This is a genomic window from Pseudomonas sp. GW821-FHT10C09 (genome assembly GCF_059415465.1).
The window spans coordinates 30,583-53,803 of the sequence record NZ_JBWKNG010000024.1 but is presented as its reverse complement, the minus strand read 5'-3'; the positions used below and the strand labels follow the sequence as shown (position 1 = coordinate 53,803).

22 protein-coding genes and 3 tRNA genes are annotated in these 23,221 nt (G+C 58.3%); 9 read left to right on the top strand and 16 right to left on the bottom strand.

The genetic code is table 11. The features are described from left to right. Positions 1 to 713 precede the first annotated feature (713 nt). A complete protein-coding gene (locus AC07N8_RS23215; RefSeq protein WP_483841426.1) occupies positions 714 to 3,608 on the top strand; it encodes a ribonucleoside-diphosphate reductase subunit alpha in 2,895 nt (964 codons plus the stop codon). Positions 3,609 to 3,899: 291 nt separating this feature from the next. Here the strand turns inward: AC07N8_RS23215 and flgE are convergent, their stop codons facing one another. The 6 genes from flgE to AC07N8_RS23185 form a co-directional block, all read right to left on the bottom strand. Then, a complete protein-coding gene (gene flgE / locus AC07N8_RS23210; RefSeq protein ID WP_483841427.1) occupies positions 3,900 to 5,216 on the bottom strand; it encodes a flagellar hook protein FlgE in 1,317 nt (438 codons plus the stop codon). A 31-nt stretch (positions 5,217 to 5,247) separates the two neighbouring features. Continuing rightward, positions 5,248 to 5,973, bottom strand: a complete 726-nt coding sequence (gene flgD / locus AC07N8_RS23205; protein ID WP_483841428.1) for a flagellar hook assembly protein FlgD — start codon at positions 5,971 to 5,973, stop codon at positions 5,248 to 5,250. Between the two features lie 15 nt (positions 5,974 to 5,988). Beyond that, positions 5,989 to 6,432: a flagellar basal body rod protein FlgC gene (flgC, locus tag AC07N8_RS23200; RefSeq protein ID WP_123432836.1), complete on the bottom strand. Its 444-nt coding sequence runs from the start codon at positions 6,430 to 6,432 to the stop codon at positions 5,989 to 5,991. A 3-nt stretch (positions 6,433 to 6,435) separates the two neighbouring features. Next, positions 6,436 to 6,843 carry a flagellar basal body rod protein FlgB gene (flgB, locus tag AC07N8_RS23195; protein WP_027923954.1) on the bottom strand — a complete coding sequence of 136 codons (408 nt, stop codon included), beginning with the start codon at positions 6,841 to 6,843 and terminating at the stop codon, positions 6,436 to 6,438. A gap of 365 nt (positions 6,844 to 7,208) precedes the next feature. After that, positions 7,209 to 8,036, bottom strand: coding sequence for a protein-glutamate O-methyltransferase CheR (gene cheR, locus AC07N8_RS23190; RefSeq protein WP_010457158.1), 828 nt, complete (start codon positions 8,034 to 8,036; stop codon positions 7,209 to 7,211). A 46-nt stretch (positions 8,037 to 8,082) separates the two neighbouring features. Continuing rightward, entirely contained in the window at positions 8,083 to 9,015 is a 933-nt protein-coding gene (locus AC07N8_RS23185) for a chemotaxis protein CheV (RefSeq protein WP_140667425.1), read from the bottom strand. Positions 9,016 to 9,097: 82 nt separating this feature from the next. Here AC07N8_RS23185 and flgA point away from each other — a divergent pair, with 82 nt between their 5' ends. The 4 genes from flgA to AC07N8_RS23165 all read left to right on the top strand — a co-directional run bounded on the left by flgA (position 9,098) and on the right by AC07N8_RS23165 (position 11,709). Beyond that, a complete protein-coding gene (gene flgA / locus AC07N8_RS23180; RefSeq protein ID WP_483841461.1) occupies positions 9,098 to 9,859 on the top strand; it encodes a flagellar basal body P-ring formation chaperone FlgA in 762 nt (253 codons plus the stop codon). Positions 9,860 to 10,026: 167 nt separating this feature from the next. Further along, the gene (gene flgM / locus AC07N8_RS23175) at positions 10,027 to 10,353 is read left to right on the top strand and encodes a flagellar biosynthesis anti-sigma factor FlgM (RefSeq protein ID WP_027923951.1); all 327 of its coding nucleotides are present in this window, start codon (positions 10,027 to 10,029) and stop codon (positions 10,351 to 10,353) included. Between the two features lie 49 nt (positions 10,354 to 10,402). Next, positions 10,403 to 10,870 carry a flagella synthesis protein FlgN gene (locus AC07N8_RS23170; protein ID WP_483841429.1) on the top strand — a complete coding sequence of 156 codons (468 nt, stop codon included), beginning with the start codon at positions 10,403 to 10,405 and terminating at the stop codon, positions 10,868 to 10,870. Between the two features lie 92 nt (positions 10,871 to 10,962). Further along, on the top strand, positions 10,963 to 11,709 hold the full coding sequence (locus tag AC07N8_RS23165; RefSeq protein ID WP_483841430.1) for a flagellar brake protein: 747 nt from the start codon (positions 10,963 to 10,965) through the stop codon (positions 11,707 to 11,709). A 65-nt stretch (positions 11,710 to 11,774) separates the two neighbouring features. Here AC07N8_RS23165 and AC07N8_RS23160 read toward each other — a convergent pair whose 3' ends face one another. The 6 genes from AC07N8_RS23160 to AC07N8_RS23135 all read right to left on the bottom strand — a co-directional run bounded on the left by AC07N8_RS23160 (position 11,775) and on the right by AC07N8_RS23135 (position 18,624). Further along, positions 11,775 to 13,148: an MFS transporter gene (locus AC07N8_RS23160; RefSeq protein WP_493145947.1), complete on the bottom strand. Its 1,374-nt coding sequence runs from the start codon at positions 13,146 to 13,148 to the stop codon at positions 11,775 to 11,777. Between the two features lie 69 nt (positions 13,149 to 13,217). Further along, positions 13,218 to 14,459: a glutamine synthetase family protein gene (locus AC07N8_RS23155; protein ID WP_493145957.1), complete on the bottom strand. Its 1,242-nt coding sequence runs from the start codon at positions 14,457 to 14,459 to the stop codon at positions 13,218 to 13,220. 199 nt (positions 14,460 to 14,658) lie between these two features. Then, positions 14,659 to 15,351 (bottom strand): sensor histidine kinase, encoded by a 693-nt coding sequence (locus AC07N8_RS23150; RefSeq protein WP_493145948.1) that lies wholly within the window; start codon positions 15,349 to 15,351, stop codon positions 14,659 to 14,661. Then, a complete protein-coding gene (locus tag AC07N8_RS23145) occupies positions 15,348 to 16,952 on the bottom strand; it encodes a response regulator (RefSeq protein ID WP_483841433.1) in 1,605 nt (534 codons plus the stop codon). The genes AC07N8_RS23150 and AC07N8_RS23145 overlap by 4 nt, the downstream gene beginning before the upstream one ends. 165 nt (positions 16,953 to 17,117) lie before the next feature. Continuing rightward, the gene (gene chrA, locus AC07N8_RS23140) at positions 17,118 to 18,455 is read right to left on the bottom strand and encodes a chromate efflux transporter (protein ID WP_493145949.1); all 1,338 of its coding nucleotides are present in this window, start codon (positions 18,453 to 18,455) and stop codon (positions 17,118 to 17,120) included. 92 nt (positions 18,456 to 18,547) lie between these two features. Then, positions 18,548 to 18,624: transfer RNA gene (locus AC07N8_RS23135), tRNA-Arg, on the bottom strand. Positions 18,625 to 18,914: 290 nt separating this feature from the next. Here AC07N8_RS23135 and AC07N8_RS23130 point away from each other — a divergent pair. After that, positions 18,915 to 19,142, top strand: a complete 228-nt coding sequence (locus tag AC07N8_RS23130; protein ID WP_483841435.1) for a hypothetical protein — start codon at positions 18,915 to 18,917, stop codon at positions 19,140 to 19,142. Between the two features lie 22 nt (positions 19,143 to 19,164). Then, entirely contained in the window at positions 19,165 to 19,344 is a 180-nt protein-coding gene (locus AC07N8_RS23125) for a PA3371 family protein (RefSeq protein ID WP_123432848.1), read from the top strand. On the opposite strand, the gene phnN is transcribed toward AC07N8_RS23125, so the two are convergent. Then, entirely contained in the window at positions 19,319 to 19,879 is a 561-nt protein-coding gene (gene phnN / locus AC07N8_RS23120) for a phosphonate metabolism protein/1,5-bisphosphokinase (PRPP-forming) PhnN (RefSeq protein WP_493145950.1), read from the bottom strand. The two genes, AC07N8_RS23125 and phnN, sit on opposite strands and share 26 nt — an antisense overlap. 386 nt (positions 19,880 to 20,265) lie before the next feature. On the opposite strand from phnN, the gene AC07N8_RS23115 reads away from it, so the two are divergent. Next, positions 20,266 to 20,592 (top strand): Arc family DNA-binding protein, encoded by a 327-nt coding sequence (locus AC07N8_RS23115; protein WP_003178899.1) that lies wholly within the window; start codon positions 20,266 to 20,268, stop codon positions 20,590 to 20,592. 103 nt (positions 20,593 to 20,695) lie between these two features. On the opposite strand, the gene mgtE is transcribed toward AC07N8_RS23115, so the two are convergent. Next, positions 20,696 to 22,138 carry a magnesium transporter gene (mgtE, locus tag AC07N8_RS23110; protein WP_010457218.1) on the bottom strand — a complete coding sequence of 481 codons (1,443 nt, stop codon included), beginning with the start codon at positions 22,136 to 22,138 and terminating at the stop codon, positions 20,696 to 20,698. Between the two features lie 319 nt (positions 22,139 to 22,457). Between mgtE and AC07N8_RS23105 the strand changes: the two genes are divergently transcribed. After that, positions 22,458 to 22,976 (top strand): cell envelope protein SmpA, encoded by a 519-nt coding sequence (locus AC07N8_RS23105; RefSeq protein WP_483841437.1) that lies wholly within the window; start codon positions 22,458 to 22,460, stop codon positions 22,974 to 22,976. Between the two features lie 19 nt (positions 22,977 to 22,995). On the opposite strand, the gene AC07N8_RS23100 is transcribed toward AC07N8_RS23105, so the two are convergent. After that, a tRNA-Arg gene (locus AC07N8_RS23100) sits at positions 22,996 to 23,072 on the bottom strand. 72 nt (positions 23,073 to 23,144) lie between these two features. Next, positions 23,145 to 23,221: transfer RNA gene (locus tag AC07N8_RS23095), tRNA-Arg, on the bottom strand.

Here is a 23,221-nt window from a genome sequence, read left to right as displayed (position 1 = left end):
ACACTTATAAGGAAGGATCCGCCCGTCTTTTTGTAATGATTGGGGAGGATAAGAATGCATAACCATGGGGCGATTGTATAAACGCCGCCCGCCGAGAACACAAGCCGGCAAATGCGTTCGGACAACCCGGTTTTTTGTGATAGGGTTCGCGCCCTTAAAAATCCAAACAGCTGTTTTCAATCGTTGAAAATCGATGAAAAACGGTGCGCTCCAGCTAGGTCGCGGCCTACACGCCCGTTCCACCTTTCACACACAATTTACGCACAGGTTTATCCACAGGTAGTACGTTGCAACACCCTCCAAAACGCATTATCTTGTACCTCGGCGCCAAAAAAACCCTACATGTAGGGTTTTAGCTTAAAAGCCCAACCACATTTCAGACCAGAAACTCAAGCGCTTTATTGCCTGTTTATGGTTGAACCAAGCACGAATTTACAAGCCCAAACCGCACAGGCGGATGGCACCGTTTTTTCAGGCCAGAACAGCCAAAACGGTACGGGTGTTGCAGTCATTACTGGCACCCCTGAAAGGAATCCGGTTTCGAGCCCAGGCTCGCGGCCAAAAACTTCGGCAAGGAAGCGGCATCATTAGCCTTTTTCCTACTGTCCCGAAGTTGTTATGCCCGACCCCCGTCGGTTGTAGTGCTTTTGGACAGAACGGTGGGCACCTTTATGGTGCCCAAACAAACATAGAGAATGTGGAGACACCCCCCCATGCAAACCGACACAACTCGCGAGAACCCGCAGGGCACCTTGCCGCAGGCCGCTGATTCGACTTCGGATCTGTCCGCTACCGCGCCTGGCCAACTGCGTGTGATCAAGCGTAACGGCACTGTCGTTCCTTACACCGATGACAAGATCACCGTCGCCATCACCAAAGCGTTTCTCGCAGTTGAGGGCGGCACCGCTGCCGCCTCGTCGCGAATCCATGACACCGTGGCCCGCCTGACCGAACAAGTCACCGCGACCTTCAAGCGTCGCATGCCATCGGGTGGCACCATCCACATCGAAGAAATCCAGGACCAGGTCGAACTGGCCCTGATGCGTGCCGGCGAGCAGAAAGTAGCCCGCGACTACGTGATCTACCGTGACGGCCGTTCGAAACAACGCGCCGCCCACGCCCCGGCCGAAGAAGCTGTCAACGCTCACCCATCGATCCGCATCACCCGCGCCGATGGCAGCTTTGCACCTCTGGACATGGGTCGCCTGAACACCATCGTCACCGAAGCGTGCGAAGGCCTGGAAGAAGTCGACGGCGACCTGATCCAGCGCGAAACCCTGAAAAACCTGTACGACGGCGTGGCCCTGACCGACGTCAACACCGCCCTGGTGATGACTGCCCGTACCCTGGTTGAACGTGAGCCGAACTACTCGTTCGTGACCGCTCGCCTGCTGATGGACACCCTGCGTGCCGAAGGCCTGAGCTTCCTCAACGTTGCCGAAAGCGCCACCCACCACGAGATGGTCGACCTGTACGCCAAGGCGTTGCCTGCGTACATCGCCAAGGGTATCGAATTCGAATTGCTGAACCCGGTCCTGGCCACTTTTGACCTGGAAAAACTCGGCAAGGCGATCAACCACGAGCGCGATCAGCAGTTCACCTACCTGGGCCTGCAAACCCTGTACGACCGTTACTTCATCCACAAGGACGGTATCCGCTTCGAACTGCCGCAAATCTTCTTCATGCGCGTGGCCATGGGCCTGGCGATCGAAGAGAAGCAGAAAGAAGACCGTGCCATCGAGTTCTACAACCTGTTGTCGTCCTTCGACTACATGTCCTCGACCCCGACCCTGTTCAACGCCGGTACCCTGCGTCCACAGCTGTCGAGCTGCTACCTGACCACCGTGCCGGATGACCTGTCGGGCATCTACCACGCGATCCACGACAACGCCATGTTGTCGAAATTCGCCGGTGGCCTGGGCAACGACTGGACGCCGGTTCGTGCGCTCGGTTCGTACATCAAGGGCACCAACGGTAAATCCCAGGGCGTTGTTCCGTTCCTCAAGGTAGTGAACGACACCGCCGTCGCCGTTAACCAGGGTGGCAAGCGCAAAGGCGCTGTGTGTGCCTACCTGGAAACCTGGCACATGGACATCGAAGAGTTCATCGAACTCCGTAAGAACACCGGTGATGACCGTCGTCGTACCCACGACATGAACACTGCCAACTGGATCCCTGACTTGTTCATGAAGCGCGTCTTCGATGACGGCAAGTGGACCCTGTTCTCGCCATCCGAAGTCCCGGACCTGCACGACCTGACCGGTAAAGCCTTCGAAGAGCGCTACGAGTACTACGAAGCCCTGACCGAATACCCAGGCAAGGTCAAACTGTTCAAGACCATCCAGGCCAAAGACCTGTGGCGCAAAATGCTGTCCATGCTGTTTGAAACCGGCCACCCATGGCTGACCTTCAAAGATCCGTGCAACCTGCGCAGCCCGCAGCAGCACGTGGGCGTGGTCCACAGCTCGAACCTGTGCACCGAGATCACCTTGAACACCAACAAGGACGAGATCGCCGTTTGCAACCTGGGCTCGATCAACCTGCCGAACCACATCGTCAACGGCAAGCTGGACACCGCCAAGCTGGAACGCACCGTGAACACCGCTGTTCGCATGCTCGATAACGTTATCGACATCAACTACTACTCGGTGCCACAAGCGAAGAACTCCAACTTCAAGCACCGTCCGGTCGGCCTGGGCATCATGGGCTTCCAGGACGCGCTGTACCTGCAGCACATTCCTTACGGTTCCGACGCTGCCGTCGACTTCGCCGACAAGTCGATGGAAGCGGTCAGCTACTACGCGATCCAGGCTTCCTGCGACCTCGCCGATGAGCGTGGCGCCTACGAGACGTTCCAGGGTTCGCTGTGGTCCAAAGGCATCCTGCCGCTGGATTCGCAACAGATCCTGATCGAGCAACGTGGCCAGAAGTACATCGACGTTGACCTGAAAGAATCCCTGGACTGGGCACCGGTTCGCGCCCGTGTACAGAAAGGCATTCGTAACTCCAACATCATGGCCATCGCACCGACCGCGACCATCGCCAACATCACTGGCGTCTCGCAGTCGATCGAACCGACCTACCAGAACCTCTACGTGAAATCGAACCTGTCGGGCGAATTCACCGTGATCAACCCGTACCTGGTTCGCGACCTGAAGGCTCGCGGTCTGTGGGACTCGGTCATGATCAACGACCTGAAGTACTACGACGGTTCGGTGCAGCAAATCGAGCGCATCCCGCAAGAACTCAAAGAGCTCTACGCGACTGCTTTCGAAGTGGACACCAAGTGGATCGTTGACGCGGCAAGCCGTCGTCAGAAGTGGATCGACCAGGCTCAGTCGCTGAACCTGTACATCGCTGGTGCATCGGGCAAGAAGCTGGACGTGACCTACCGCATGGCCTGGTACCGTGGTCTGAAAACCACTTACTACCTCCGTGCCCTGGCCGCGACCAGCACCGAGAAGTCGACCATCAACACCGGCAAGCTGAACGCTGTTTCCAGCGGCGGCAACCAAGGTGAAGATTCGGTCCTGGCAGCACCTGCCGGCCCTGCTCCAGTGCCAAAGGCCTGCGCCATCGACGAGCCGGATTGCGAAGCTTGCCAATAAGCTGAGCCGGTAGGCGCTGAAGGGCGCTGACCTGAAACCCCCGATCAATCCTCTGGATGGGTCGGGGGTTTTCTTTTGCCTGGTGGAAAGTGGCGCCCCCACTGGCCTCTTCGCGAGCAGGCTCGCTCCCACAGGAGACCGGGTTGGCCTGGAGGAATGCGGTCAAATGTGGGAGCGAGCCTGCTCGCGAAGAGGCCGGCCCAGACAACCGAAATACCAAGATCCGGAGACAAATCCCGGGCATAAAAAAACCCCTCTTTCGAGGGGTTCTTTATGCAGCGCTATCAGGCATCAAGTCATCTGAATGATGGTCTGCATGATGGTGCTCTGGGTGGAGATGGTCTTGGCGTTCGCCTGGTAGTTGCTCTGCGCCTTGATCAAATCAACCAGTTCGTTGGTCAGGTTGACGTTGGACTCTTCCAGCGAGTTGGACACAACCGAACCCAAGGTACCGGTTTTCGGAGCATCGATGCCAGGCACGCCCGAGGCGAAGGTTTCTTTCCAGGCAGTACCACCAATTGGCTGCAAGCCTTGTTCGTTGGCGAAGCTGGCAATGGCGACCTGGCCGATGGCCTTGGTTTGCTGGTTGGTGAAGTTGGCGGTCATGACACCGCTTTCGTCGATGGTCAGGCTGGAAATCTGGCCTGTCGCGTAACCGTCCTGGTACTGCGCAGTACGTGCGGTTGGCGAAGCGTACGACGTGGTTTTGGTCATGTCGAACGCGATACCGGCCGCGGCTGCGTCCGAGCCGTTCAGGGCCCAGGTTGGCGGGTTGGTGTTGGCGTTAACCAGCACGCCCGGCTTCCAGCCTGTCATGGTCAGGGTGGTACCGGTTTGCGTCCAGCCCGCACCGCCCACCAGGGTCTTGATGCTGCCATCAGGATTGAAGGTGAGGTCAGCAGTGATCGGCACCGGCGGCTCAGCCAGCGGGTTGGTTGGGCTACGGCCGTCCATGTAGGTGTAGACAGTCCAGGAGTTGGACGCCGCATTTTTAACGTAGTACTGGTCCATCGTGTGCTGGTTACCCTGCGTGTCGAACACAGGGGTGGAAATGGTCTTGCTGTAGCTGTTGGTGTCTTTGACGTTGAACGGCGTCACTGTCGGCAGTGGGTCCGAGGAGTTCAGGTTCATCGTCTGGTCGACACGAGTGGTCGCGTGCGGCGCCAGGCTCGAGGTGTCGATTTTCAGGTCAGTCAGCACGCCGTTGATGATCTTGCCGTTGGCGTCGACGCCAAAACCCTGCAAGCGGCGGCCGTTGTTGTCGACCACGTAGTTCTGGGCGTCAGTCTTGAACGCACCGGCACGGGTGTAACTCAGCGAGCCGTTGTCGCTCATGACGAAGAAACCGTTGCCCTGGATACCCATGTCCAACACGTTGCCGGTGTTGTTCACGTCGCCCTGGCCGAACTGCTGGGAAACGTTGGCCAGACGCACGCCGTTGCCGACGGTCTTGCTGCCGGTACCCAGGCGCGTGGCCGAGTACACGTCTTCGAATTCTGCACGGGACGATTTGAAACCGGTGGTCGCGACGTTGGCGATGTTGTTGCCGGTGACGTCCAGTTGTTTGTTGGCTGCATAGAGACCGCTAAGGCCGATATTGAAAGACATATTCCACTCCTTTGTGCCGTGTTAGTCGGCTCTATATACCAATGGTCTGTACTTTGGACAGGGCAACACTGCCCAGGCCTGCCAGGTTCAGCATCAACTCACCGCCGGTCTGGCTGATGGTCACGCTGTTGACGGTTGCCGGCAGGTAAGTCACCAGCGAGGTCGCCTGGCTGTCGTAAGTCGCGGTAGCTGCAAACTTGTAGGTGCCGGCCTTGGCCACTTCACCCGCATCGTTCTTGCCGTCCCAGATGAAACCGGCGTTGCCGGCTTGCTGGCTGCCAAGATCGATGGTGCGAACGACTTTGCCATCGGTGTCCGTGATCTTGATCGTGACCGGGTTCGTCGAGGCCGGTACGACTGCTGTACCGTTGAAACTCTTGGAGGTATCGACCACCGCGGTGTCGGTCTGGGCGACGACCGAACGACCCACCAGCGAAGAAGCCTGCAACGCTTGCGACGAGTTGTAGTTGCCGGCAATGCCGCTGACCGTATCGTTGAGCGTGGTGATGCCTTCCAGGCTACTGAACTGCGCCAACTGAGCGACGAACGCGCCGTTGTCCTGCGGTTCCAGCGGGTTCTGGTTTTTCAGCTGAGTCACCAGCAATTGCAGGAAGGCATCTTTGCCCAATGCTTTATTGCCGGTGGCACTGTTAGTGGCTCCGGCCAGGCCGTCGCTGCTGGTGTTATTGGTCTTGACCGAAGAGTTGGCCAGGACATCCTTGAGGCTCAAGCCGCTGGTGGTATCGGTAACACTCATCTGAGTCGCCCCTTATCACTGACCGAGGGTCAGGACCTTCTGCATCATGGTTTTGGCGGTGTTCATCATTTCGGCGTTGGTCTGGAACGAACGGCTCGCGGAAATCATGTCGGCCATTTCTTCGACGACGTTGACGTTCGGGTAGTAGACGTAGCCCTTGGCGTCGGCAGCGGGATGGTTCGGCTCATAACGCGCTTCGAGGTTGCTCTGGTCTTCGACCACGCCGAGCACTTGCACGCCTTGACCGGCAGCGTCCTGGCTCTGGAACAGCGAATCGCTGCCGCCGTTCTGGCCGCCCTGGAACATGGTGGCGAACACCGGGTGACGGGCGCGATAGGTCTGGTCGATGCTCGACGAGACGGTTTCGGCGTTGGCGATGTTCGAGGCCACGGTGTTCAAACGCGTGGTTTGTGCGCTCATGCCGCTACCGGCAATGTTGAAAACACTGGATAGAGACATGAATTACTCTCCGCGCAGGGCTGATACCAGCCCTTTGAATTTGCTGTTGAGCAGGGTGAAGCTGGCCTGGAAGCCGACGGCGTTTTCCGCGTAGTTCGACTGTTCCAGTTGGGCGTCCACGGTGTTCTGGTCGATCGACGGTTGCATCGGCGTGCGATACAGCAGCGACTCGTCGCCATTGCCCAGGCCTTCAGCTTCGATATGACGGCTGTTGGTCATGTTCAAGGCAAAAGTACCGCCCTTAGTTTTCTCGTTCTGTGCGGCGAGCACTTTGGAGAAGTCCAGATCCCGAGCCTTGTAGTTCGGGGTGTCGGCGTTGGCGATGTTGTTGGCCAGGACTTCGGCACGCTGAGCGCGGAAGCCCAGGGCTTGTTCGTGGATACCGAGCGCTTTATCGAAGCTGATGCTCATGTCGGGAAACCTTCGGGTGACCTGATTTTTCGTAACAGAGACATAGCAAGCCGCGTGCCAAATCGAAAAAGCCCGAAAACCGGGGCTTTGCGGGCAGTGGCAAGGGCGGCAATGCCAGAAAAGCGGCAACCGGTTTCCGCTGGATGCCGCTTTTCTGCCGCTTTCTCAAGAGCAACGCAGATCCCTTGTGGGAGCGAGCCTGCTCGCGAAGGCGTCCTGTCAGTCGACATCTATCTGCATTGCCTGACCCAGCGCTTTCGCGAGCAGGCTCGCTCCCACAGGGTTTAGTGGTGTTGGCGGGAAATCATCGGCAAAAAAAACGGGAGCCCCTGAGGACTCCCGTTTTTTTGTATGCCGCCAACCAATCACTTCGCCTGGTAAATGATCCCCGGGCTGCACTGGACCATCTGGTAATGGTCTGGCAAACCGTTCAGCGCTTCGGACGCGCCGAGGAACAGATAGCCGCCCGGCTTGAGCGTGCTGTGAATGCGCAACAGGATGTCCTTCTTCACCTCGGCGGAGAAGTAGATCAGCACGTTGCGGCAGAACACGATGTCGAATTTGCCGAGGGCCGCGTAGCTGTCCAGCAGGTTGAACGAGCGAAACTCCACGCGGCTCTTGATCGGCGCCTTGATCGCCCAGCGCCCCGGCCCTTTCGGGTCGAAGTAACGCTGGAGACGCTCGGGCGACAGGCCACGGCCGATCGCCAGGCTATCGTACTCGCCGGTCTTGCAGTTGGTCAGCATGGTGCCGGACAGGTCGGTGGCGACAATCTGCGCCCCCATCTTCAGCTGGCCCATGTTGACGCGCTCGAACTCGTCGATGGACATCGACAGCGAGTACGGTTCCTGACCCGACGAACACGCCGCGGACCAGATCCGCAAACGCTGGCCGGGTGCGGCCTTGATCGCTTCAGGCAATACCTTGTTCTTCAACACTTCAAACGGATAGGTGTCACGAAACCACAGGGTTTCGTTGGTGGTCATCGCGTCCACCACCATCTCGCGCAAACCACTGCGCGGCTGGGTCTGGATGCGCTGGACCAGCTCACCCAGGGATTTGATGCCTTGCTGTTCCATCAGTTTGTTGAGACGGCTCGAGACCAGGTACTGCTTGTTTTCACCGAGCAAAATGCCACAGGCTTTTTCCAGGAAGACCCGGAACTGTTCGAAATCCAAATTACCCGTAGACAAAGATGCCGCCTCTTAAATCGTGTTAACCACCAGGGGCAGAAGGCCCCTAGCTGATATCTGCTGCTTTGATCCGGTCGACTACCCGGGATGCCAGGTCATCAGGACGGAATTTGGCAAGGAAGTCATCAGCACCGACTTTCTTGACCATCGCCTGATTGAATACCCCCGACAACGAAGTATGCAGGATGATATGAAGCTTTTGCATGCGCGGGTCGTTGCGGATCTCGGCCGTGAGGGTGTACCCGTCCATTTCCGGCATCTCGATGTCGGAAATCATCATCAGGAACTCTTCTTCCGGCTTTTTCCCTTCATCGACCAGCTTTTTCAAATAGTCCAGCGCTTGCTTGCCGTCGTTCAACGCCACCACTTCGACACCGACCGTTTGCAGGCAACGGGTTACCTGTTTGCGTGCCACGGACGAGTCATCGACGGTCAAGACCTTCAAGGACAAGGCCTTGTGCTGGGTTTCGACATCGACCACACCAACCGAAATTGCTTCCGGCGTCGGCGCCACTTCCGCGAGGACTTTCTCGACGTCGATGATTTCGACTAACTGATTGTCGACCCGAGTCACAGCCGTCAGGTAGTGATCGCGCCCCGTGCCCTTGGGTGGCGGATGAATCTCTTCCCAGTTCATGTTGACGATGCGCTCCACCGAGCGCACCAGGAAACCCTGGGTCTTGGTGTTGTACTCGGTGATGATCACGAACGGATTGCTTTGATCTTTCAGCGCGCCGGAGCCGGTCGCCATGGCCAGATCAAGAATCGGAATGGTCGCCCCCCGGATATTTGCCACACCGCACACGACAGGACTGGATTTTGGCATCAGCGTGAGCTTTGGGCATTGCAGCACTTCCCGAACCTTGAACACGTTGATCCCATAGAGCTGCTGGCCGTCGAGACGGAACAACAGCAGCTCCAGGCGATTCTGCCCTACCAGTTGCGTGCGCTGGTTTACCGCATCCATTACACCAGCCATGCACAGACTCCTACACCAACGCTTAAGTGTGTTGCGACGCACGTTCATTGCTAAACGGCACGGCGCTTGCTTTTTAACTCTTATGAACACAGAACCGACATTTTTCCGACGCCTGACATCAAACGCTCGCCAAGTGCTTTGCGCGATGTCGGCCGTCTGCCTGTTCAACGCTGGCAGCCCTGCCCTTGCTGACGCAGTTACCTTGCCTGACATGCTTATCGGCGTCACTCAGGGCTTTCTTGAGTTCACCGTAGAAGACTATTTGGCGACCAGTCAAACCGAAGGTCGTTATGAGATCGAGGTCAAGCAGCTCGATCCGCGCCTGCGAATGCCCATGTGCGACAAGGAATTGACAGCCACTTTGGAGAGCCCGGCGATCCCGATTGGTCGGGTCACGGTCAAGGTTCGTTGCGACAGCACCTCACCCTGGACGGTGTTCGTGCCCGCTCAAGTCCGCCTGTTTCGCGACGTCGTCACCACCACCCGACCGCTCAAGCGCGCCGGCTTTATCGAGCCGGGCGACGTCATGCTGCGCGAACGAGACATCAGCCTGATCGGCCAGGGCTACTTCACCTCGACGGATCAGGCGATCGGGCAGAAACTTACCCGACCAACGGTCGCCGATCAGGTGCTGACGCTGGTCCATCTCGAACAGGCCGAAGTCATTTCCAAAGGCGACCAGGTCGTGATTACCGCCCGCAGTGGCACGCTCAGCGTGCGCATGCCGGGCGAAGCCCTGTCCAATGGCGGGTTGCGTGAACAGATCCGGGTAAAAAACCTCAACTCCCAACGGGTCATCAAGGCGCAGGTCATGGCGCCGGGCCAGGTGGAAGTGGCCATGTAGAAATTCTGCCCTTGCGAAAACATGGCGCTGGCCGTGGCTGTTCCCTAAACTGTGCCTCACGCAGGAAATGCGCTGGCGCATGCAGGCTCATTGATAAATGGGCCTAAAGTTTTTGCAGGGAGAGCCGAAAACATGGCAAGCGTCCAAATTCCCAGAGGTTTTTTATCATGGTCATCGATTTCAGCCGTTTGAACAGTTCCTCGTCACTGACCGGCAGTACGCGTACCAGCGCCAACAAGGACACTGCCGAAGCCGGCAAATCCGCGCCGCTGAATACCCCGGCCGAACAGGCCAGTACCGCCAAAAGCGGGGAATCGGTACACCTCAGCAATGAGGCTCAACAGTTGCAGAAGGTCACTGACAAGCTGCGCGATCAGCCTGCCGTCGACAATGCCCGCGTGGCCGAGTTGAAAGCAGCGATTGCCGATGGCAGCTATAAAGTCGACAGCAACCGTGTAGCCAGCAAACTGCTCAACTTCGAAGCCCAGCGCTAGGCCCCCGGCCTGCGCCAGGCTTTTGGACGCTTAAACCCCAAGGCCAGCCATGCACGACACTAATTTACTGCAACTGATCATCGACGACTTTGCTCCAGCGCAACACTTGCTGGAGTTACTGCAAACCGAGTCTCTCGCCTTGCATGGTCGCGACATGCCACTGCTCGAAGACATTCTGGCGCGCAAACAGGCAATGATCATTCTGCTCGAACAGCATGGCCGCAAGCGCAGCGAAGTCCTCGCCAGCCTCAATCTGCCCACCAATCGCAAGGGGCTGGAGCAACTCGCCAGCCAATCCAGCGTCGGTGACCAGTTACTTGCGCAAAGCGATGCCCTGACCGACCTTCTGGCGCAGTGCCAGGCCATCAATGTCAATAATGGTCAGTCGATCCTGGTCCAGCAGGCCGCCACGGCCAATCAGCTGAAGATCCTCACCGGCGGCGAACCACCCGCGCTTTACGATGCCCGCGGATCAACCGCCAAGCTAGCGAAGCCGCGCCCGCTCAGTCAGGCATGAACCTGTTGATGAGTTCGCACTTTCAAGACGCGCCACATGCTGGCAGTATGCTGGCCATGCGCTGTCACATTTTGTCCGGAGAACGATGAACCGTGTCCAATGCCTTAACCGCGGAAGATGCTCCGCAGCCACCCAAGGTGCTCTCCACGCCCATGGAGATCGCGGGTAACCTGCGGCAGCTGCAAGAAAGCCATGACCCGCTGATCATTACGTTCCACGAACGTAACCAGCGCTTCCAGAGCTATCTGGTTGAGGTTGACCGGGACAACAACACGATTGCCCTGGACGAAATGGTGCCCCGCGATGGCGAACGCTATCTGCTGGCGGGCGAGTCGTTTCGGGTCGAAGGCTTCCACGACGGCGTGCGCATCGCCTGGGAAAGCAACGGCCCGCTGAGCATCGACGAATTCAGCGACACCCGCTGCTATCGCGGCAAACTGCCTGACGAAGTGGTCTACCACCAGCGCCGCAACGCCTTCCGGGCTGCCTTGAAACTGGCGCAATTGGTCAACGTCGAACTGGGCGGTGAAAAGCTCAAGTTCCCGGTCAGCGGCAAGCTGCTGGATATTTCCGCCACCGGCTGCAAGCTGCGCTTTGACGGCGACATCACCGGCCGACTGCAACTGGGCCAGGTCTACGACCGCTTCGTCGCCGACCTGCCCTTTGGCAGCATGACCACCCCGGTTGAGCTGCGTTATCTGCACTTCGAAGAAAGGATCTCCACCACCTTCGCTGGCATCCGCTTTCACAACATGAGCGGGCTGGTGCAGCGTCAGGTCGAGCGCTTCGTGTATCAGCTGCAGCGTGAAGCACGGCGCTTCGACAAAGACGATCTCTGATACAACGCTTCAACAAAAAACGGGCAGTCCCTTGCGGTGACTGCCCGTTTTTTATGCCTCAACTATCAGGGTCTGGCTTCCGTGAAGCTTTGTTCGCGACCGGCGTCCGGGTCTTCCGGTGGCGTCGGCTCGTCTTGCGGCTCCACGTCCGGGTCAGGCTCCGCTTCCGGATGGGGCGGACTGTGCATCTGTTCCTGAACGATCTGCTCGTCGACACGCGGGTCAAGGCACACCACCAGCGGCGAACTCGACATGCTGTCCGGCATGGCCACGTGATGCAGCGGCGCATCGTCGACCTGATGCAGGTTGGTAACTGCTTTCGGACGGATCCGCCACACCAGCACCATCGCGAAGAAACTGAAAAACGCATAGAGCATGTGGCTGCCGAACAGCTTCATCAGCACCCCGGCGACCAGCGGCCCGATACTGGCGCCGACACCGTAGGTCACCAGCAGCATCGCCGTCAGCGAAACCCGGCGATCACCTTCGACGTGGTCATTGGAGAACGCCACTGCCAACGGATACAGGCAGAACTGCACCAGCGAACAGAGGAACCCGGAGATGAACAACACCTCCAGCGGCACCTTCTGCAGAATCGCCAGCGGCAGCGCGGCCAGCGCCAGGCTGAAGGCAAAACAGCGGATCAACAGCGCCCGGTCATAACGATCAGACAGCCAACCCAGCGGCCACTGCACCAGCAGGCCGGCAAAAATACAGCTACCCATGAACAGACCGACCTGCTCGGTGGACAGTCCCTGCTGGGACGCATACAACGGCGCCAGACCGTAGAACGAGCCGACGATCAGCCCTGCTCCCAATACCGTGCTCAACGATTGCGGTACGCGCTTGATGAAGAAGCGCGGCTCCATCGGCGCGGGGTGCAACGGCGCCGGGTGAATCCGTCGAGTCAGGGCCACCGGCACCAGGCACAAGGCGAAGCACAGCGCGACCAGCATCAGCAGCTCCAGGCCCAGGCCTGGGTGCATGACCAGAATCAGCTGACCCAGCACCAACCCCAGATAGGAAGCGATCATGTAGCCACTGAAGACCATGCCGCGTTGCTTGGCATCGGCCTGCTCGTTGAGCCAGCTCTCGATGACCATGTACTGGCACATCATGCCCAGGCCGACGATCACCCGCAGGAACAGCCAGGCCGGCAGCCAGTCGATCAATCCATGACCGAGCACCGCCGCACCGACGATCCCGGCACACGCGGCATAGGCACGAATATGCCCGACCCGGGCGATCAGTCGGTGACCGATCTTGCCGCCCAGCACCAGGCCGAAATAGTTGGCCGCCATCAACGCACCGACCCACAAGCTGTCGACGTGATCGGCTGCCAGGCGCAAGGCCAGGTAAGTGCTTAACAGGCCCGAGCCGATCAACATCATCAGCGAGGCGAAATACAGCGCTCGAAAGGATTTCCAGATTTGGCGCATCGGCGTTCCGAGCGGCTCCTTGCAGTGAAGATCAGGCTACCGAAACGATAGCCCGAAGACGACGAAGCGTCAGGCCTGAGCAGCTAAAACACGCCGTTCCCAGGGGGTAATTTCATCAAAGAAGCTGGTCAGCTCCATGGACTTCGAAGCGACGTAGCCTTCGATGAACTCAGTGCCAAACAGTTCCTTCGCCAATTGGCTACGTTTCAGACGCTCAAGAGCCGCATGCAAGGTACACGGCAACGAAAGATTATCCGGCACTTCGAATTCGCCCTGGATCGCCTCGCTGGGTTCCAATTCGTTCTCAATGCCATGCAACCCGGCGGCAAGGCTGGCGGCGATGGCCAGGTACGGGTTGGCGTCGGCTCCCGGCAAACGGTTCTCGACCCGACGAGCGACCGGCGAACTGGCCGGAATGCGCAACCCGGCGGCCCGATTGTCGTGGGACCAGCAGGCATTATTCGGCGACGCGTACGGATGGCACAAGCGCTGATACGAGTTGACGTTCGGTGCGAACAGCGCGGTGAAATCGGCCATGCCGGCCTGCTGGCCACCGATGAAGTGACGGAAGGTCGCGGTCGGCTGACCGGCCTCGTCGCTGAATACGTTATGCCCGGTGTTGATGTCGACGATGCTTTGGTGAATGTGCATCGAACTGCCCGGCGTGTGCGCCAGCGGCTTGGCCATGCAGACCACGGTCAGGCCATGCTTGAGCGCGACTTCCTTGAGCAGGTGCTTGAACAGCAAGGTCTGATCGGCCAGCAGCAGCGGATCACCGTGAAGCAGGTTGATCTCGAACTGGCTGACACCCATTTCGTGCATGAAGGTGTCGCGCGGCAGGCCCAATGCCGCCATGCAGGCGTAGACCTCACTGAAGAACGGCCGCAAGCCGCTATTGGAACTGACACTGAATGCCGACTGACCGTCCTCGCGACGCCCGTCCAGGCCCAGCGGCGGCTGGAACGGTTGAGTCGGATCGGGGTTGGGCGCGAACACGAAAAATTCCAGCTCGGTCGCCACCACCGGCGCCAAGCCGCGCGCTGCGTAACGCGCGATCACTGACTTGAGTTGACCGCGGGTCGACAGGCTCGACGGTTCACCGCTCAATTCGTCCGCATCGCAAATGGCCAGTGCTCGTGGCTGTTGGCTCCAAGGCAGGCGATAGATGTGCGCAGGGTCCGGCACCAACGCGAGGTCGCCGTCATCGCTGCCGTAAAAACGCGCGGGTGGATACCCGCCCATGATGCATTGCAGCAGCACACCCCGCGCCAACTGCAACCGACGTCCTTCGAGGAAACCCTCGGCCGTCATCACTTTGCCCCGGGGAACTCCATTCAGGTCCGGCGTAACACATTCAATCTCATCAATGCCCGCCAATCGCTGTGCGAGTGAACGATGGCCATCGGTTGTCATGACGCAATCCTTTGTTGTGCGAGCCGCGAACGGCGACCCGTACAAAATAGGCTTCGCCTGTTCAGAATTTCAAGCAGCGCCACACAATAAAGAAGGCTCAGGGCAGATAAAGGCTGAACATGCCGCCACCCAACGGGCCGCCATTGCTGAGCCGGGTGCTGCCGCCGACACCATTGCGCTGATGCAACGCGGCAATCCGCCCGGCAAAGTACAGGCCCAGGCCGGTGCTACTGCTGCTGTAATTGATGCCATGCACATAGTCCGCCTGAGACTCGATCATCTCCGCCGGGTAGCCCGAACCATCGTCGTTGATGGTCAGCACCAGTTGGCCGCCCTCGTCACTGACGCTGATCAGCAGCGACTCGCGCGCGTATCGTATGGCGTTATTGATGATGTTGCCGAGCACCGAGGCGACCAACTCGCGGTCGAAGAACCCCAGCGGGCTCAACGGGTCGACTTCATAAGTGGCGATAATGCCGCGACTGGCGAACACTTCTTGATGGCTGGCCAACTGCGCTTCGAGAAAGTCATCCAGATCATGGTAGGCCGGTTGCAACGGCAATTGATTGACGCCCAGTTTGTACAGGCCCAACAGCTGCACCAGCATGCCATTGAGGTGCGCGAACTCATACTCGATGACGCCCTGCTCCGGGCTGTGCTGCTGCGGGTCGGGCAAGCGCGCCAGCCAATGGCTGTGAGCCTGCATCAGCATGGCCAACGAGTTCTTCATGTCGTGCACGGTGGAGGCAATCACCGTGGAGAAATCCAATGCTGGGTTATCTTGGCTCATCCGCCGAACGCCTTGATTTTGAGTTTCTGATAGCGCGGATAACGCGCGTCCGTGTCGGGCATCAAGCCGACCATTTTCAGGCAGACCCGACATTCATCGATTTCCGCCGATGGCACACTGGTGTCAGTGCCGTGCAGCAGCGACTGCGCCATGTTCAGCGCGATACTGATGTTTTTCGGCTGCATCGCCAGCGCCCTGCGGAACACTGAGCGGGCTTCCACCAGATTGCCTGTCTTGTACACCCGCACACCCTCGCGGTTCAGCTCGGCGGCGGCGTTGCTGGAGCTAAGGATCGTCGGGTCGTCGGTCAGTTTGGCGATGCCCTTCATCACCACTGGATCGTCACCGTAGATTTCCGCGCAGTTCTTCAGCATCGAGGCGCCAGCGCTTGCCTGACCGAGCATTTGCAACTGCTTGGCCACCAGCAGCGCGGCCTCGGCACTCATGAATTGCTCCATGCCTTCGAGGCGCATCATCGCTTGCTCGGTGAGCTTCTCGGCCGTTTCACCGTCGTTGAGCAACAAACTGGTGGCTTTCATCAGGCGCGCACGAATCTGCAGGCCCGGATCAGACGGGTTCTCCTTGGCCACCAGGCTGAGGGTCGTGTTGATCTCCAGGCGGGTGCGGGTATCCAGGCCTTTCTCGCTGCCTTTGCTGATCAGGGCGTGGGCCAGGCCGAGGTTGCTTTCCGCATCCTTGAAACGCGACTGCGCGCCTTGGGACACCGCCTGGCGATACGCCCGGGAGGCGGTGTCGAAGTCTTCGTTGGTCATTGCCAGTTTGCCCAGCAACGCTTGCCGGCGCACGGCCAGCGGCGACAGGCGAATGGCTTCTTCCAATACTTTCTGCGCGCCTTTGGTGTCGCCTTCGACCACCAGCACGTCGGCCATGCCGTCATACAGCGCCGGCATCATCGGAAACACTTTCAGGGCTTTTTCGTAGATGCCCTTGGCCTGGCTGACGTGGCCGCGCTTGAACAGCAACTGGCCCAACCCGGCAAACGCCCACGGCAACGGCCGATCAGCAATGATGCTGTCGTAGAGGCGTTCCAGCGCTTCGTTCTGATTCAAGTCGCGCAACGCGTCCGCGCGATAGCGCAGGCACAGCGGCGAATAACGGATGTCCTTCTTGCATAGCTCGATGCAGGCATTGAGCACTTCCAGCGGCTTGCCACGGTCGAGGGCTTGCAGGATCGGCTTGAGCAGGTTCTTGCGCTGCTCCAGTCGCTCCAGACGCTGAGCCAGGCCCGAGCGGTTGAACGGCTTGGTCAGGTAGGCATCCGGTTCATGCTCCAGCGCACTGAGCACCATGGCCTGGCTGGTTTCGGCGGTGACCATGACGAACACGCTTTCATGGCTGATCAGCTTCTCGATCATCAAGTCTTCGAGGACCTGCTGACCGTTCTTCTTGCCGTCGCCAAGGTGGAAATCCTGCAGGATGAAATCGTAGGCCTTCTGCGAACACATGCGCAGCGCCTGCTCGCCAGAGTCCGCGGTGTCCACGTCCTTGACGCCCAGCTCTCGCAGCATGGACCTGACGGAACTGCGGAAATCCGAGAAATCATCGACGATCAGAAAACTCTTTTGGTGATACGACAGCATCGAAGATTTCCAGGCAGTTTTAAGAAGAAGAGCATGACCGTTCGGGTTATCGGCCAGCAGTGCCGATACCTTGAGACTGAGTGGCTCCCAAGCGATGGCTAATTATTTGGAAGCACAAAAAAGCCCTGCCGGATGGAGGTCTCCGGCAGGGCTTTTTTAGTGTTTCTAACGCAGCAGATGAATTGCCAGGCCAACGAGTGCACAGGCCATCAGCACCTGAATGACGCCCCGTTTGAAGCGGAACAAGGCAATCGCCGCGGCGATCGCGATCAGTGCCGAGGGCCAGTCGAGTTGGCCGCTGAAACCCTTTGGCCACAATACGTGATAGCCGAAGAAGCACGCCAGATTGAGAATCACCCCCACGACGGCGGCCGTAATCGCGGTGAGTGGCGCGGTGAACTTGAGCTCGTTGTGGGTCGACTCGACCAATGGCCCGCCCGCCAGGATGAACAGGAATGAGGGCAGGAAGGTAAACCAGGTCACCAGGCAGGCAGCGACGGCTCCCGCGAGAAAAACATGGTCGCTGCCGAACACTTGAGCGACGTACGCCCCGACAAAACTGACGAAGGCCACGACCATGATCAACGGCCCCGGCGTGGTTTCACCCAGCGCCAGGCCATCGATCATTTGCGTAGGTGTCAGCCAGCCATAATGTCCGACCGCCCCTTGATAGACATAGGGAAGCACGGCATACGCACCGCCAAAGGTCAGCAGCGCAGCCTTGGTAAAGAACCAACCCATCTGGGTCAGTGTGCCGTCCCAGCCAAAGAGGATGGTCAAAATCCCCATTGGTAACGCCCATAAAGCGGCGCCGATCAGGGCCAGCATTGCCAATTTCGGCCAGCTGAACCGGGCATGTTCCGGGGATGGAGTGTCGTCATCGATCAAGGCCGGGCCAAAGGACTTTTTGGCAGCACCATGACCACCGGTCCTGAACTTCTCGGGCGCCAGGCGTCCGCCGACATAGCCGATCACTGCGGCCCCCAGAACGATCAGCGGGAACGGCACATTGAACGCAAAGATGGCGGTGAATGAAGCGGCCGCTATCGCCCATAGCCAATTGTTCTTTAGTGCCCGAGAGCCAATCCGATGGGCCGCCTGCACGACAATGGCGGTCACGGCAGGCTTGATGCCATAGAAAAGCCCGGCCACCACCGGCACGTCACCGAAGGCGATGTACAGCCACGACAACCCGATCAGGATGAACAACGACGGCAGCACAAACAACGCGCCGGCAATCACCCCGCCCCAGGTTCGATGCATCAGCCAGCCGATGTAAGTGGCCAACTGCTGCGCCTCCGGCCCGGGGAGCAACATGCAGTAGTTGAGGGCATGCAGGAATCGGCGCTCGGATATCCAGCGCCGCCGTTCGACCAGCTCCTGGTGCATGATCGAGATCTGCCCCGCAGGCCCGCCGAAACTGATGAAGCCGAGTTTCAACCAGAACCAGAACGCTTCACGAAGACTGATTGCGTCCGGTCTGGACAGCTCTTCTTCAACCATTAGCGCCAAAGCCTCTGGAAACGAATCAGCAGGGAATGTGCGATGCGGGCACTGACAGAAACGGCGCATTGCGCAAGGCGCCGTGAAATAGATGGTGTCCCAGGGCAGGTTCGAACTGCCAACCTTCCCCTTAGGAGGGGGATGCTCTATCCAATTGAGCTACTGAGACACAAGTCGCCCGCACGAAATGCGGTGCGATGGACGGCGTGCATGTTAACGGGCAGGCCCGGATTTGTCATGTCGTCCGTAGGGCTTTTTAAGTGTAGGCAGGCGCCCCGCCGGGCTGTGGCTTTGTTTACCGTGCAAATTGCATCCTCTCAAAATGCCACCATTGCAATTTGCAATGCGGACACTTCAAAATGATAAGTTAATCCTTTGTTTTTAAAGGATTTATTAGCCGTTAAACTGTTGGCACGCGGGCTGCTTCAGCTGTTCTCAAGAACAACAGAGGTGAGCCTCATGAACCGCGCCCTTTTACTCTCGAATGCGATCGCCCTGGCAGTCCTGGCGGGTTTTCATTTTGCGCCCGAGAACAGCGCGGTGCAGGTTGCTCAACGCATGCCGCATTACCTGCAACTGCAAAAGGCCCCGCAATTGGCGGTCTTGAGCGATCAGGGCGAGTTTATTCGCCAGGATGTGAGCCAGGAAGGCCCGGTATCGCAGGCGTCCGAACGCTTTGTATTTTGAATCACCCTATCAGGAGCACAGCATGTCCAAATCAGCCGCAGGATTTTTGATCCTTGCCTTACTGAGTGGCATTCTTCATTTGGCCTTGGTTCAAGAGGCGGTTGTCACCCTGCCGCTGATTGCCTGCGGCGTTTTCGCCGGGTTGTTTGTGTTGGCTTTGATTGCCGGGCGAAAAATCAAGTTCGATCCGGTGCTGCGTTAAGTTTCAGCAGACCGACGAGATGGGCAACGGTCACGGCGAGCTCGCCAGAGTTATCCAGTCGATGGACCGGCGCGTCGTCAGCCGCGAACTGCGTATTGCGGCCTAGCCTGGCGTCAATTTCCGCGAGACTCTCACGACCACGCCGCACCAGGCGTTCGCGCAACACTTCATCCTTGACGGTCAACAGTACCGGTACCAGATCGGGGTAACGCTGCAGCGCCTCGGCAAGATGACCGCGAGAACCGTTGACCAATACATGCCGCCCCTCCTTGAGCCACTGATCGATCTGAATCGGTATCCCATAATCCAGACCATTGGCGTGCCACGACAGCGCGAATTCACCCGCATCTTGGAGCTGCAGGAATTCCTCGCGGGAGACGCCAACAGCATCCTCGCCCACTGACTCGGCCGAGCGCGTGATGACCCGGCGCACCACTTCGCAGTTCATCGACCGCAAAGGTTCACGAGCCGCTTCGATGAGGCTGTCTTTGCCGGATCCGGAAGGCCCCATCAGATAAATCAGCCTGCCATCCATCCTGAATCGTCCCCCAGAGCGAGTTCGCCCCTAGTAAATCGGCCATTTGCCACTATCCTGTATCAGACAAGGATCAAGGATCGAATCCGCATAGCATGCACCCTCAGACGTCTTCAGACATCACCTGCGGGAGCAAAGGACGCGGTCAGCAATGCGGCTCTGGGCAAACTTTTCCAACCAGTCCACATTTCTGACAAGGGGTGCTGGCATTAAGCCTTTACCCGGCTCAATATTTGTCACAGAATTGACGCCAATGATCTGGCTTCCTTGAGGCATGATGCGGGCCTCTTTCAATTCAGGTTGAACATTTGGCCAGTAAGCTTGTCCTACCAGACATCCTGCGGCCAATCCCGAGAACCGCTCCCCTGAACTAACCGGTTAAATATATGCGCCCATTGAAACAGGCAATTTATTCCAGCCGTACGGCTGACAAGTTCGTCGTACGTCTGCCAGACGGAATGCGTGAACGCATTGCCGAGGTGGCTCGCAATCATCATCGCAGCATGAACTCCGAAATCATTGCACGCCTGGAGCAGAGTCTTATTCAGGAAGGTGCACTGGGCGAAGAGTTGAGCATGCGCCTGGACAGCCCGGAGCTGTCATTGCACGAACGCGAACTGTTGCAACGTTTCCGTCAACTGTCCCACCGCCAGCAAAACGCACTCGTTTCGCTGATCGCCCACGACGCTGAAATGGCCGCAGACGCGTCCTGATTCACCCCGAAAGCTCAAGCCAGCATAATCGCTGGCTTTTTTTTGCCTGAAATCTGGCCATAAAAAACCCGCCGCTTGGGCGGGTTTCTTAAAGTGGATCAAGTCAGAGCAGGAAGATCGTCGCCAGTCCGAGGAAGATGAAGAACCCGCCGCTGTCGGTCATGGCAGTGATCATCACGCTCGCCCCCATCGCAGGGTCGCGTCCAAGCCGCGCCAGGGTCATCGGAATCAAAACCCCCATCAGGGCAGCCAGTAACAGATTGAGTGTCATGGCGGCCGTCATGACCACGCCGAGCGACCAACTGCCGTAAAGCAGATAGGCCACAACGCCAATCACCCCACCCCAGACCAGGCCATTGATCAAGCCGACCGCCAGTTCCTTGCGCATCAGTCGTGAGGTATTACCGGTACTGACCTGATCCAGCGCCATGGCCCGAACGATCATGGTGATGGTCTGGTTCCCGGAGTTGCCACCGATACCGGCCACGATCGGCATCAACGCCGCCAATGCGACCAGCTTTTCGATGGAGCCTTCAAACAGGCCGATCACGCGCGATGCAATAAACGCGGTAATCAGGTTTACCGCCAGCCAGGCCCAACGGTTGCGCAGGGATTTCCAGACTGACGCGAAAATATCTTCTTCTTCACGCAGACCCGCCATGTTGAGAACTTCGTTTTCGCTCTCTTCACGAATCAGGTCGACCATTTCATCGATGGTCAGACGGCCAATCAGCTTGCCGTTCTTGTCGACCACGGGGGCGGAGATCAAGTCGTAACGCTCGAACGCCTGAGCGGCGTCGTAGGCGTCCTCGTCCGGGTGAAAACTCACCGGGTCGCTGGCCATGACTTCCGAAACCTGTTTTTCCGGATCGTTGACCAGCAGACGCTTGATCGGCAGTACGCCTTTGAGCACGCCGTCGTAGTCGACAACAAACAGTTTGTCGGTGTGGCCGGGCAGCTCTTTGAGGCGACGCAGGTAACGCAGAACCACTTCGAGACTGACATCCTCACGGATGGTCACCATCTCGAAGTCCATCAACGCACCGACTTGCTCCTCGTCGTAGGACAACGCGGAGCGAACGCGCTCACGTTGTTGACCATCGAGGGTCTCCATCAGCTCGTGGACGACGTCTCGCGGCAGCTCGGAAGCCAGGTCAGCGAGTTCGTCGGCGTCCATGTCCTTGGCCGCAGCCAGGAGCTCGTGATCGTCCATGTCGGCGATCAGGGTTTCACGGACCGAGTCGGATACTTCGAGCAGGATGTCGCCGTCGCGATCAGCCTTGACCAATTGCCAAAGTGTCAGACGATCGTCCAGCGGCAGTGCTTCAAGGATGTAGGCAACGTCGGCGGAGTGCAGATCATCAAGCTTGCGTTGCAGCTCGACGAGGTTTTGCCGGTGAACCAGGTTCTCGACCCGGTCGTGGTGCGGACCTTCCTGGCGATGAGTCAGGTCTTCGACGACCCGCTGACGCTGCAACAGCTCAACAACTTGAGCGAGGCGGTCCTGCAGGCTTTCTTGCGTTTTCTTTACTTCAACTTCGGACATAGGCGAACTCCACTCCCAGCAGCGGGGCACGCCGGAAGGATCAATCAGTCAATTCATGATTGGTAAAACGGGGTACTGAGTAACTACTGGGTAAGTCCATGGAGGTATTCCACAAGCCCCGGCGGGGCTGACGGGCGCAATGATACACCGCCCAACGGTTTTAAACGTTAAAAAATCGTGGCTGAAACAAGCGCTTGCAAGCCAAACCTGAGCGCCAACTTATCTCTTCCAATGCGACGACTCATTCTGAAAAGAAAACACACCGCCCTCAAAAAATGTAGCAGCTACCCTTGGTATCGACCGTCATGGAGGACGTCAAATGCCATCGATTGCGTACTATTTTTTGCTGACCGCCCTGCTCTGCCTGCCGCTCCGGCTACAGGCGGGAATTGTTCACCGCTGCGAGGCTGCCAACGGGCACGTCACCTTCACCACCTTGAGCTGCACGGACGAAGAGAGCCTCTCGCTGCAGGAAGTGCGCACGTTCACACCCGGCAGCACGACAGCACTCATGCCAGAAGCCAGGACTGGCGAAACATCAGGTATGAAAAACATCAGGAGAGAACCGACCATCGTAGGCCAGGCCGAAGACAAATGCGGAAATCTGATCAGCGCCAAGGAACGACGCGAAGCGATCATCAACCAACGAGTCGTCGCCGGCATGAGCCAGCAGGACGTCGAGAGCGCCCTTGGCAAGCCAGACAAGATCAGTATCAGGAATTCATCAACGAGTTACCGCTACGACGCCAAGCGAGGCCGTAGCGCACAGGTCGAGTTTGACGAGAAAGGATGTACCCGAGGAAAAGCCAAATCCCAGACAGCAAAAAGCCCGCGTTAGACGCAGGCTTTTTGGTGTTTGGTGCACTCGACAGGATTCGAACCTGTGACCGCTCGGTTCGTAGCCGAGTACTCTATCCAGCTGAGCTACGAGTGCATTTTGTGTTTTTAAACCAGACCACAACTGGCTGAAGCAAAGTCGCTCGCATTACTGCAAACAACTCTTAAATGGTGCACTCGACAGGATTCGAACCTGTGACCGCTCGGTTCGTAGCCGAGTACTCTATCCAGCTGAGCTACGAGTGC